Here is an 11983-nt window from a genome sequence, read left to right on the forward strand (position 1 = left end):
GACGTGTCAGGCCAGGCCGTGCCGTACCGCGTACAGGGCGGCCTGGGTGCGGTCTTGGACGCCCAGCTTCATCAGCACGTTGGAGACGTGCGTCTTGACCGTCTTCTCCGCGACGGCCAGGCTCCGCGCGATCTCCCTGTTGGAGCGGCCGGCCGCGATCAGCGCCAGCACCTCGCGCTCGCGCTCGGTCAGCGGCACGGGCGCGGGTGCGGCCGCGTCGGCGGCGGTGGCCAGCATCGCCTCCGCCGCCTCGGGCGCCAGCAGCACCTGCCCGCCGTGCACGGCGCGGACGGCCTGGACGAGCGCGGGCGGATCGACGTCCTTGTAGAGGAACCCGGCGGCCCCGGCCCGCATGGCGGGGCCCACGTCGGCCGGGTCGCTCACCGAGGTCAGCACCACGACCCGGGTCGGGCCGCCCGAGAGGCGCTCCAGCGCGCCGAGCCCGTCCAGGACGGGCATCTTCAGGTCGAGCAGCAGCACGTCCGGCGCCAGCTCCGCGACCAGCTCGACGGCCTGCGCCCCGTCGCCCGCCTCGCCGACGACGGTGATGTCGTCGTGGAGGTCGAGGAAGGTACGCAGCCCCTGCCGGACCACCGGATGGTCGTCGGCGATCAGCACCCTGATCATCGGCTCACCTCCATGCGTACGGTGGTGCCCGCGCCGGGCACGGAGTCCACCCGCAGCTCGCCCCCGATCGCCTCGGCCCTGTCACGCATGGACACGAGGCCGAGCCCGCGCGACTCCGCCTGCTCGAACCCGCTGCCGTCGTCGCGCACCACCAGCTCCAGCCGGCCGTCGGCGTAGGCCAGCCGCACGCACACCGTGGACGCCCCCGAGTGCCGCACCGCGTTGTGCAGCGCCTCCTGCGCGACCCGCAGCACCGCCACCTCGACCGCCGAGTCGAGCGATGGCAGCTCGCCGCACTCGAACGTGACCGTCACGGGGTGCAGCCGGTCGAGCAGCCGCACGTGCTTGCGCAGCGTCTCGGACAGCCCGTGCCGGTCGAGCTCGGCGGGGCGCAGCTCGACGATCACCGCCCGCAGCTCGGACAGGGCCTCGCCGGCCAGCCGCTGGACGCGTTCGAGCTCGGCGGCGGCCTTGTCGGGCGCCTTGTCCAGCAGGGCGCCGGCGGCCTGCGCGGACAGGCGCAGGGAGAACAGCTTCTGGGTGACGGCGTCGTGCAGCTCCCTGGCCACGCGGTTGCGCTCCTCCAGCATGGCCAGCTCGCGCCCGCGCTCATACAGCCGGGCGTTGATGAGCGCGATCGCGGCGTGCGCGGCGAACAGCGTGAGCAGCTCCTGGTCCTCCTGGGTGAAGCCGCGGCCGGTGCGCTTGTTGGCCAGGAAGATGATGCCGAGCACCTGCTCGCCGTCGCGGATCGGCACCCCGAGGAAGTCCTTCATCACGGGGTGCGCCTTCGGCCACCACTCGAACCGCTCGTCCTTGCGCAGGTCGGGCAGCCGCACGGGGGTGCCGTCGCGGAGCATCGCGCCGAGCATGCCGTGCTGCCTGGGCAGGGGCCCGATCGCGTCCCACTGCTTGTCGGTCAGGCCCTCGGCGACGAACTCGGCGAACGAGCCGTCGTCGTCGGGCACGCCTAGCGCGGCGTAGCGGGCGTCGAGGAGGCGTTGCGCGGAGCGTACGATGACCTGCAACACCTCGCGGACCGACAGGTGGCGGGTGACCGCGAGCACCGCGGAGCTCACCGCCTGAAGGATCTCGTCTCGGTCGGAGGTCACGGCCCCCACTCTATGGTTCGTGGGAGGTCACGGCCCCCCTCTATGGTCCTAGGACGAAGTGCCGAGGCCCGCACCGGCCCTGCGCCCGATGTCCGGAACGCGCCGCGTTCCTACCGTCGGATACATGACGAACACCGCGATCATCACCGGCGCCTCCCGTGGACTCGGGCTCGCCCTGGCCAGGTCGCTGGCCGGCGCGGGATGGAGCCTCGTCCTCACCGCGCGCGGCTCGGACGACCTGGAGCGGGCCGCCGCCGAGCTGGGCGCGACCGCGATCCCCGGGGACGTGACGGACCCCGCGCACGTGCGGCGGCTGGCGGAGGCGGCGCCCGAGCTGGACCTGCTGGTCAACAACGCCAGCGACCTGGGCGTGACGCCGCTGCCGCCGCTGTCGATCTATCCGCTGGACGCGTTCAGGGCGCTGCTGGAGACGAACGTGACGGCTCCCCTGGCCCTCGTCCAGGCCACGCTGCCCGCGCTGCGCGCCTCCCGGGGCGCGATCGTGAACATCACCTCCGACGCCGCGACCGGCGCGTACGAGGGCTGGGGCGGCTACGGCGCCTCGAAGGCGGCGCTCGAGCAGTTGTCCAACGTGCTGTCCGCCGAGGAGCCCGACCTGCGCGTCTGGTGGGTGGACCCGGGCGAGATGAACACCCGCATGCTCGCCGACGCCGTGGGCGCCGAGGAGGCCGCCGCGGCGAGCGACCCCGCCAAGGTGGCGGCGGCGCTGCACGACCTGATCGCCTCCCGGCCGGCGAGCGGGAAAGTGAGCCTGCAATGACCGCCGCGCTGGACTTCTCGCTGCCGCCGGGCCTGTCGGCGGCCGAGCCGCCCGAGGCGAAGGGCATGCGCAGGGACGGGGTGCGCCTCATGCTCTCGCGCGGCGCGGCGGAGCCGTCCCATCACCACTTCAGCGACCTGCCCGATCTCCTGGAGCCGGGCGACCTGATCGTGGTGAACAACTCGGCGACCCTGCCCGCGGCCGTCCGGCTGGACCGGCTGGCCGTGCACTTCTCGACCGTCAGGCCGGACGGGACGTGGCTGGTGGAGCTGCGCCGCCGTACCGCGAACGGGTCCGAGCCGTACGGCGGCGGCGCGCCGGGCGAGTGGCTGCCGATGCCGGGGCGGGCGACGTTGCGGCTGGTCGGGCGGGAGACGCCGCGACTGTGGCGGGCGGTGCTCGATCGGGACGTGGAGGCGTACCTGCGGGTGCACGGGGTGCCGATCCGCTACTCGTACGTGGAGCGGGACTGGCCGATCGAGGCGTACCAGACCGTGTTCGCGACCGTGCCGGGGAGCGCGGAGATGCCGAGCGCGGCGCGGCCGTTCACCGTCGAGCTGGTGACGGCGCTGGTGGCGCGCGGGGTCGGGATCGCGCCGATCACGCTGCACACGGGGGTGGCCTCGACGGAGAAGGACGAGCCGCCCTACGCCGAGCGGTACGAGGTGCCGGCGTCCACCGCGCGGCTGGTGAACCTGACCAGGGAGAACGGCGGGCGCGTGGTGGCGGCGGGCACCACGGTCGTGCGAGCCCTGGAGACGGCGGCGGGCGCGGACGGGCGGGTCACCGCGTCGGCGGGCTGGACGGAACACGTGGTCACGCCGGAGAGCGGGGTGCGGGCGGTGACGGGGCTGATCACGGGCCTGCACGAGCCGCGCTCCAGCCACCTGCTCATGCTGACGGCGATCGCCGGGGAGGCGGCGCTGGCCCGCGCGTACGAGGAAGCGTTGCGAAAGGGATATCTGTGGCACGAGTTCGGCGACACACACTTGATTCTCAAGTAATAGACTTTACGGAGATTTTAAGTTTGTGATAGGAAAAGCGGACATTTACGGGGGCTTGGTGCTGTGACGTCCCCGTGTCCCTTCGTAACGGAGACGTGAATGCGAAACTCTCTTCTCAAGGGCGCCGCGCTGGCAATTGCCGCGGGCGCCCTGCTCATCCCCGCCATGCCGGCCTCGGCCACCACGGCCGCGGACCCGTACTCCAGCTTCTCCGTGAGCGTGAAGGCGCCCAAGACGGTCAAGCCCGGCGGGAAGATCAACTACCTGGTCACCGCGGTCAACAAGGGCCCGCACTACGCGGACTACTACTTCCTCGGCGGCGAGTTCCCCAAGGGCGTGGACCTGCGCAAGGTCTACTACCGCTCCAGCGTCAAGGGCACGGAGTGCGAGCTCGACGGCCGGGCGCTCTACTGCTTCATCCCCGCCGTGCTGGAGAAGGGCGACGCCGTCTCCATGCTCTTCGAGACCAGGCTCACCAAGAAGGCCACCGGCACCCAGAAGGCGACCCTCGGCGTCGTCTCCTACAACGTTGACCAGGGCATGGAGAACATGAGCAAGGAGGAGCTGGACCGCCTCGGCATCCCCGAGTACGCGTTCGGCAAGACGGTCAAGACCAAGATCGTTCGATAGCCTCTCACCCGCTGCGCCCGCGTCCGAAGGCGGACCTGCTTCGCGAGCATCGGACCGGGCGCAGTACCGTGGCTGGATGTGGACCAGCGCACCCTCCTGATCACACTGACCGGCCCTGACCGCCCGGGCGTCACTTCGCGGCTTTTCTCCGTCCTGTCGCACTTCCCGGTGACGGTCGCCGACATCGAGCAGGTCGTCATCCGAGGCCGGCTCACCCTCGGCGTCCTCGTCGCGTACGCCGGCGGCCCCTCGACCGGCACCGGCACCACCCTCGGCGCCATGTGGACCGCCGTCGAGCGCGTGGCCGAAGACCTCGGCATGGAGGTGGAGCTCTCCACCGGATCGCAGGCCAAGGAGCAGCGCCGCCGCGGCCGCCTGTCGGTCAGCGTGCTCGGCGCCACCCTGCAACCCGCCGCCATCGCGGGCATCGCCGGCCGCATCGCCGCCGCCGGCGCCAACATCGACCGCATCGAACGCCTCGCCCAGTGGCCCGTCACCTGCATCGAGCTGTCCGTCTCCGGCGCCGACCCCGACGCGCTGCGCGTCGAGCTGGCCGCCGAGGCCGCCGCCCAAGAGGTCGACGTCGCCGTGCAGCGCACCGGCCTGTCCCGCCGCGCCAAGCGCCTCATCGTCATGGACGTCGACTCGACCCTCATCCAGGGCGAGGTCATCGAGCTGCTCGCGGCCCACGCCGGCTGCCTCGAAGAGGTCGCCAGGGTCACCGAGGAGGCCATGCGCGGCGAGCTCGACTTCGCCGAATCGCTGCGCCGCCGGGTCGCGCTGCTCGAAGGGCTGCCCGCCGAGGTGTTCGAGCAGGTGCGCAAGGAGGTCGTGCTCACCCCGGGCGCCCGTACGCTGGTGCGCACGCTCAAGCGGCTCGACTACCGCTTCGCCATCGTCAGCGGCGGCTTCACGCAGATCACCGACGGCCTGGTCGAGGAGCTCGGCATCGACTACTCGGCCGCGAACGTCCTCGAAGTCGCCGACGGCCACCTCACCGGCCGCGTCGTCGGCGAGATCGTCGACCGCCCCGGCAAGGCCCGCGCGCTGGAGCGCTTCGCGCGCGAGGCCAACCTGCCGATCTCCCAGACGGTCGCCATCGGCGACGGCGCCAACGACCTCGACATGATCGCCGCCGCCGGGCTCGGCATCGCCTTCAACGCCAAGCCCGTGGTGCGGCAGGCGGCCGACACCGCCGTCAACACGCCCTACCTCGACTCGATCCTCTACCTGCTGGGCATCTCGCGGGACGAGGTGGAGGCCGCCGACGCCGAGGACGGCGTCCTCACGGCTCTTTAGTCCTCACGGCGTCCTCACGGCTCTTTAGTCCTCACGGCTCTTGAGTTCTCACGGCGTCCTCACGGCTCTTGAGTTCTCACGGCTCTTTAGGATCCCACCTGGTCAGCAGGCGCCCCTGGCCCGGCCACAGCTCCTGCCACGACGACTCGACCCCGATGACCGCGAACGCCCCCGGCCTGAACACGTAGTCGCCGCCGGCCAGCCCCAGCGCGAGCTCGTGCACGCCCGGGTTGTGGCCGCACAGCACCACCGTGCTCAGGTCGGGGTCGGCGCGGCGGACCACCTCCAGCAGGTCCTCCGGGTACGCCTCGTAGATCTCGCGCTCGTAGCTGATCTCCACGTCGGGGAAGGCGAGCTCGGCGGTGCGCCTGGTCCTGACCGCCGGCGAGCACAGCACCACGCCGGGCTCCAGGCCGGCCGCTCTGATCTCGTCGCCGGCCCGCGCGGCGTCCCGCTCGCCCCGGTCCGTCAGGGGCCGCTCGCGGTCGGCCAGGCCGGGCACCTGGGCGGCTTTCGCGTGGCGCAGCACGATCAAGGTACGCACGGAGTCATCCCGTCCTCGTCATCCCGTCCTCGAAGCCCAGACGGACAACGCGATGATCGCCGCGAGGATCACCACCATCGCCAGGAGGATCAGACCCAGGGTCCTGCCTCCGCTGGGCCGGTTGTCATCGTTCACGTGCCCAGTTTCCCATTGGGGGTGGCGGGGTGCCCTCCCGGGCACTACGAGACGCGCCCGTCCCCCCTTGCACCGGGGAACGGGCGCGCTGTGTGCGTGACTCAGGAGGCGACGGGCTCCGGGTCCCGGTCGGTGTGGTTGTTGTTGTCGTTGGTCGGCTCGCTGGTCACCGAGCGCCGCTTCGAGACGATGATCGCGCCGACCACCACGGCCACCGCCAGCACCGTGACGCCGACGCGCAGGGCCGGGTTGCCCGCGTACAGCACCACCGCGGGCGCCACCAGCAGCGCCACCAGGTTCATCACCTTGATCAGCGGGTTGATGGCCGGACCCGCCGTGTCCTTGAACGGGTCGCCGACCGTGTCGCCGATGACCGTGGCGGCGTGCGCCTCGGAGCCCTTGCCGCCGTGGTGGCCGTCCTCGACGAGCTTCTTGGCGTTGTCCCAGGCGCCGCCCGAGTTGGCCAGGAAGACGGCCATCAGCGTGCCGCACGCGATCGCGCCGGCCAGGAACGCGCCCAGCGGCGCGTACCCGAGCGCGAACCCGACCGCGATCGGCGTCATGACCGCCAGCAGGCCCGGCGTGGCCAGCTCGCGCAGCGAGTCACGGGTGCAGATGTCCACCACGCGGCCGTACTCCGGCTTCTCCGTGCCGTCCATGATGCCCGGCTTGTTGCGGAACTGGTCGCGTACCTCGAAGACCACCCGCATCGCGGCCCGGCCGACCGCCATGATCGCCAGGCCCGAGAACAGGAACACGACCGCGGCGCCGACGATCAGGCCGACCAGCACGTTCGGCTGGTCGATGCTGAGCGAGAACGTCGAGAAGCTGCCCAGGGCGCTCTTGACCGCGCCCGTGGCCTGCGCCAGCTCACCCTCCACCGCCGTGCGGAAAGCGCCGAACAGCGCCGTGGCGGCCAGCACGGCCGTCGCGATGGCGATGCCCTTGGTGATCGCCTTCGTGGTGTTGCCCACCGCGTCGAGGCTGGTCAGCACCCGCGCGCCCTCACCCTCGACGTCGCCGGACATCTCCGCGATGCCCTGCGCGTTGTCGGAGACCGGGCCGAAGGTGTCCATGGAGACGATGACGCCGACCGTGGTCAGCAGGCCGGTGCCCGCCAGCGCCACCGCGAACAGCGCGATCGTCACGTTCCCGAAGCCCAGCAGGAACGCGCCGTAGACGGCGCCACCGATGATCAGCGCCGAGTAGACCGCCGACTCCAGACCGACGCTGATGCCCGACAGGATGACGGTCGCGGGGCCCGTACGGGAGCTCTCGCCGATCTCCCTGACCGGGCGCCGGTTCGTCTCCGTGAAGTACCCCGTGAGCAGCTGGATCGCACTGGCCAGCACCAGGCCGATCAGCACCGCGCCGATCGCGATCAGCCGCGGGTCGGCGTCGAAGTTCGTGATGCTGGAGCCCGTCAGGCCGCTGAAGCTGCTCGGCAGGTACCAGAACGCCGCCGCCGTCACCAGCACCGCCGAGATCGCGGCCGAGATGAAGAAGCTGCGGTTGATGGCGGCCATGCCGTTGCGGTCGCGGTCGCGCAGCCGCGTGACGAAGATCCCGATGATCGCCGTGATCACGCCGATCATCGGGACGATGAGGGGGAAGACCAGCCCCTCCTCGCCGAAGGCCGCCCGGCCCAGGATGAGGCTCGCGACCAGCATGACCGCGTACGACTCGAACAGGTCGGCCGCCATGCCCGCGCAGTCGCCCACGTTGTCGCCCACGTTGTCGGCGATCGTCGCGGCGTTGCGCGGGTCGTCCTCGGGGATGCCCTGCTCGACCTTGCCGACGAGGTCCGCGCCCACGTCGGCGGCCTTGGTGAAGATACCGCCGCCGACGCGCATGAACATCGCCAGCAGCGCCGCCCCGAACCCGAACCCTTCGAGCACGCCCGGCGCGTCGCCCTGATAGACGAACACCACCACGGCCGCGCCGAGCAGGCCGAGGCCCACGGTGAACATGCCGGCCACGCCGCCCGTCCTGAACGCGATGCGCATGGCCCGCTTCTCCCCGCCGTCCCTGGCCGCGGCGGCGACGCGGACATTCCCGCGCACGGCCAGCCACATGCCCATGAACCCGGTCAGCGCGGAGAACACCGCACCGACCACGAAGAAGATCGAACGTCCGATACGTACGTCGGTTTCCGCCGGTAGCAGCAGCAACAGGAAGGGGATCACGACGACGAAGATCGCCAACGTGCGGAACTGACGCGCGAGGTAAGCGGCGGCGCCCTCCTGGACGGCGCGCGCGATGTTCTGCATTCGTTCGGTGCCCTGGCCGGCGCCCAGCACCTCGCGCACCAGGCCACCTGCGACGGCCAGCGCGATCAGTGCGACCGCGGCGACCACGATCACGATGGTGAGATTGTTTCCGCTCAGGGCCAGATTGGACGCTGGCTCCGCTGCCAGCATGTGCCTGCTCATCGTTCTCCTCGGCAAGACCGGTCGTCCTGCCCGGGCGGTGCTGCAGTTTTCCTCGGCGGGTGTTGCGGCACCATCCGGGTTGTGGGTGCCGCTTCCGGTTGAATCCGCGTTCCGCCGGATCACCTTGGCCGGTGCCGGGAGTCTACGCAGGCACTCCGCGGATATGAAGGCTCTGGCGGTCGCTAATTGTGCGAGTGTCTAGTAATCCCCTGACAGGGGGCCGGTTTGTGATCTGACAAGTAGAATTTCCGTGAGTTACGGTCTGAGCAAGGCAGGGAAACGGTCAGACCGTAATTGGGTTTGGAGGTGGCATGGTTTGGGGGATGCCACCAGGTTTCGACACTGATCCACCCGCCCGCAGATTCCATGCCCACTGGCGCGCGCCAGCCCCGACACGCAGGCCGCTCGCCCGCCACGGTCCGCCTCACAAGCTTCCCACCCGCCACTGACCCCGACCCCGCAGCCCACGTCCGCCGGCGCCCCACCTCGCAGGTTGCCACCGCTCGGCATCACCCCTGCCTGCGTCGGCCTGCTCGGCGTCACCCGGACCGCATCGCCGCGCCTGTACCGCCATCCCGGACCGCATCGCCGCGCCTGTACCGCCATCCCGGTCGGCTTCCCGCCCTTGCCCGCGCGTACCTCGCCTGCCACAGCAGCCCGCCTGGCGCCAGTCCCGTCCGCACGCACGAAGTCTCGACACTCCCGCTCACGCCCCAGTGAGCCCGCGGAGACAAGCCCGCACCTCACCCCTGACTGCACACCAACCCGCACCGCACGCAGCCCGCAGCGCGCCAGCTCGTGTCTCACGCAGCCCGCAGCACCTCTGAGCGCGCCTCACGAGCTCGCACCTCACCAAGCCCGTGGCACGCCCGCCCGCGCCTCATACAGCTAGTGGCTTGCCTGCCAGCATCTCGCCCAGCCCGCGGCTCTCACCCGGCCCGCGACGGATTCCGCTCCCACGACCAAGCCCGCGCAAGCCCTGGCCCGCACGCGCCCGCCGGTGCACACCTCTCGCCGATGCACACCTCTCCCGGCACTTGGACCCCCGCATACCGTCCACGTGCACCTGGTCGTAGGCATTCACTCCGCACCCGCACCCGCCCGCACCGGCGCACGGCTCCGCGCCGCGCTCACACCGGGCCTGGACCACGACACTCGCCCGGATCATGACACCCGCACTCGCACCGGCGCATGGCCATCGGCCCGCACCCCGCGTCACCACGCGCAGCCCGAAGCAAGACGTGCCGCATCCAGGCACGCCCTCCGCCCCCGACCAGACCCACAACCCCGTGCACCCCCGCAGGGACGCGCGAACCCCCGGAGCGCGCCACACAGCCCCACAAGGCGCGCATCCAGGGGACAAGCCACTCAGGGCCCAGGCGAGCGAGGGTCAGACGCCGACGGCCGCCGGCCAGCTCATGCGGATATTCGTCCCCTTAGGGCTGGGGAAGACCTGAACGTCATCGGCCAAGCCCGTGATGACCGCAATGCCGAAGTTCGACATGAACGAGTCGGAGAGCATGCCCAGATCGAGGGGTTGTTCCTGCTTGATCTCATCACTGGGGGCTTGGTCGCTGACCGTGACCTCGAAACGTCCGGAGTCATCACGCAGCTCGATGCGGATGGGCTCGCCCGGACAGTGTGCGCGATGTGCTTCGACTGCCCGGGAGCATGCCTCACCCACGGCGAGCCTGACCTCGTCCAGCAGGGACTCCTGCACGCCGGTGCGGCGGGCGATCGCCGTCGCCACCAGCCGTGCGGTGCGCACGTGCGCGGGGAGGGCGCTGAACGTCAGCTCGACGGTAGCCATGCTACTTGTCTTTGCCGTGAGCTTCCTTGGCCTCGTCGACCGAAGCGTAGATCCCGAAGACCTTGGTCAGACCGGTGATCCGGAAGATCTTGAGGATGCGCTCCTGCGTGCAGACGAGCTCCAGGGAGCCGTCGTGCGCGCGTACCCGCTTGAGCCCCCCGACCAGGACACCGAGGCCCGTGGAGTCGAGGAAGTCGACCTTCTCCATGTTCACAAGAAGGTGGAAGTTGCCCTTGTTGACCAGGTCGATGAGGAGCTCACGCAATCTCGGCGCCGTGTAGACATCGATCTCACCCTCGACCTCCACGATGGTGAGTCGGTCTTCGGTGCGGTGATCCAACTTCAGATCCACAGATCCTCCAGCGCCTCGCCTGCGAAAGTACTCTTGCGGGCCTGGCAATCTGGAGCGTGGCCCCAGACTGTCCGACCCTGACGCGCGGCATTCAACCACGCGCCTGGCTTGTGTCTATACGAAATCACGATTCCCGGCGACTTTGCCCATCGATGCAAGACTGGAAACAGTGACTTCCTCCGGATCCTCCCCACAACAGGCAGGTCCACTCCTCCACCACCTGCTTGGCGTTCCCGCACGTCATGAGCGTGTCACCCATGTGGAGCATGTTCCAGCACGTCAGGCGGGTCAAGTGCGTTGGCCCGAGTGGACGCCTGAAGTACTTGTTACGCGCTTGGCGAACCGCGGGGTGACAGGACTCTGGCCTCACCAGTACGAAGCCGCGGACCTGGCACACCGTGGCCGAAACGTGATCATCTCCACGGGCACCGCCTCGGGCAAGTCCCTCGCGTACCTCACTCCGGCGATCTCCTCCTGCCTCAGCGGCGGCACGGTCCTCTACCTGACGCCGACCAAGGCCCTGGCCGCCGACCAGCTGCGCGGCCTGCGCGAGCTGCGCATCACCCAGGTACGCGCGGCCTGCTTCGACGGCGACACGCCGTTCGAGGAACGCACCTGGGTGCGCCAGCACGCCAACTACGTCCTGACGAACCCCGACATGCTCCACCGCAGCATCCTGCCCCGCCACTCGCAGTGGTCGTCGTTCTTCCGCCGCCTGCGCATGGTCGTCGTGGACGAGTGCCACGGCTACCGCGGCGTCTTCGGCTCGCACGTCGCCCAGATCCTGCGCCGCCTGCGCCGCGCGTGCGCCCGCTACAACGCGCGCCCCACGTTCATGCTGGCCTCGGCGACGGCCAGCGAGCCGGGCGCGTTCGCGACGCGGCTGACGGGCCTTGAGATGGACGAGGTGACGGTGGACGCCTCCCCCAAGGGCTCGACCACCATCGCCCTGTGGGAGCCGCCCCTGACGGAGCTACGGGGCGAGGGAGGGGCTCCTGTACGGCGCACGGCCACGGCGGAGGCGGCGGACCTGCTGGCGGACCTCGTCCTGGCCGACGTACGCACCCTCGCCTTCGTCCGCTCCCGGCGCGGCGCCGAAACGGTCGCTTTGTCGGCCCGCGCCAAACTCGCCGACGTCGCCTTCTCCATCTCACCCCCCCTCCTCCCAACCCCCCCCCCCCACAACACCCCCCCCCCCCCCAACCCCCCCCCCCCCCCCACCCCCCCCCCCCCCCCCCCCCCCCCCCCCACCCCCCA

11 protein-coding genes are annotated in these 11983 nt (G+C 70.7%); 5 read left to right on the top strand and 6 right to left on the bottom strand.

Annotated elements, in window-relative coordinates:
* Positions 1–6 precede the first annotated feature (6 nt).
* Both HCN51_RS42080 and HCN51_RS42085 read right to left on the bottom strand, forming a co-directional pair.
* Positions 7–627: a response regulator gene (locus tag HCN51_RS42080; protein WP_168017597.1), complete on the bottom strand. Its 621-nt coding sequence runs from the start codon at positions 625–627 to the stop codon at positions 7–9.
* Positions 624–1739: a GAF domain-containing sensor histidine kinase gene (locus HCN51_RS42085; RefSeq protein WP_346433988.1), complete on the bottom strand. Its 1116-nt coding sequence runs from the start codon at positions 1737–1739 to the stop codon at positions 624–626. The genes HCN51_RS42080 and HCN51_RS42085 overlap by 4 nt, the downstream gene beginning before the upstream one ends.
* Positions 1740–1863: 124 nt before the next feature.
* On the opposite strand from HCN51_RS42085, the gene HCN51_RS42090 reads away from it, so the two are divergent.
* From HCN51_RS42090 to serB, 4 genes are all read left to right on the top strand, one after another.
* The gene (locus HCN51_RS42090; RefSeq protein ID WP_168017598.1) at positions 1864–2520 is read left to right on the top strand and encodes an SDR family oxidoreductase; all 657 of its coding nucleotides are present in this window, start codon (positions 1864–1866) and stop codon (positions 2518–2520) included.
* A complete protein-coding gene (locus HCN51_RS42095) occupies positions 2517–3524 on the top strand; it encodes an S-adenosylmethionine:tRNA ribosyltransferase-isomerase (RefSeq protein ID WP_168017599.1) in 1008 nt (335 codons plus the stop codon). Before HCN51_RS42090 ends, HCN51_RS42095 begins: the two co-directional genes overlap by 4 nt.
* Before the next feature lie 99 nt (positions 3525–3623).
* Entirely contained in the window at positions 3624–4154 is a 531-nt protein-coding gene (locus HCN51_RS42100) for a DUF11 domain-containing protein (RefSeq protein WP_168017600.1), read from the top strand.
* A 78-nt stretch (positions 4155–4232) separates the two neighbouring features.
* Positions 4233–5453, top strand: coding sequence for a phosphoserine phosphatase SerB (gene serB / locus HCN51_RS42105; protein ID WP_168017601.1), 1221 nt, complete (start codon positions 4233–4235; stop codon positions 5451–5453).
* Positions 5454–5529: 76 nt separating this feature from the next.
* On the opposite strand, the gene HCN51_RS42110 is transcribed toward serB, so the two are convergent.
* The 4 genes from HCN51_RS42110 to HCN51_RS42125 form a co-directional block, all read right to left on the bottom strand.
* Positions 5530–5997, bottom strand: coding sequence for a SixA phosphatase family protein (locus tag HCN51_RS42110; protein ID WP_346433989.1), 468 nt, complete (start codon positions 5995–5997; stop codon positions 5530–5532).
* 236 nt (positions 5998–6233) lie between these two features.
* On the bottom strand, positions 6234–8564 hold the full coding sequence (locus HCN51_RS42115; RefSeq protein WP_080043721.1) for a sodium-translocating pyrophosphatase: 2331 nt from the start codon (positions 8562–8564) through the stop codon (positions 6234–6236).
* 1390 nt (positions 8565–9954) lie between these two features.
* On the bottom strand, positions 9955–10374 hold the full coding sequence (locus HCN51_RS42120; RefSeq protein WP_080043722.1) for an ATP-binding protein: 420 nt from the start codon (positions 10372–10374) through the stop codon (positions 9955–9957).
* 1 nt (position 10375) lies between these two features.
* Positions 10376–10726 carry an STAS domain-containing protein gene (locus tag HCN51_RS42125; RefSeq protein ID WP_043629845.1) on the bottom strand — a complete coding sequence of 117 codons (351 nt, stop codon included), beginning with the start codon at positions 10724–10726 and terminating at the stop codon, positions 10376–10378.
* 409 nt (positions 10727–11135) lie between these two features.
* Here HCN51_RS42125 and HCN51_RS42130 point away from each other — a divergent pair.
* The coding region (locus HCN51_RS42130) for a DEAD/DEAH box helicase (RefSeq protein ID WP_346433990.1) at positions 11136–11983 on the top strand (848 nt) is incomplete at its 3' end.

The sequence above is a fragment of the Nonomuraea composti genome (assembly GCF_012034275.1).
GTDB classification, from domain to species: Bacteria; Actinomycetota; Actinomycetes; order Streptosporangiales; family Streptosporangiaceae; genus Nonomuraea; species Nonomuraea composti.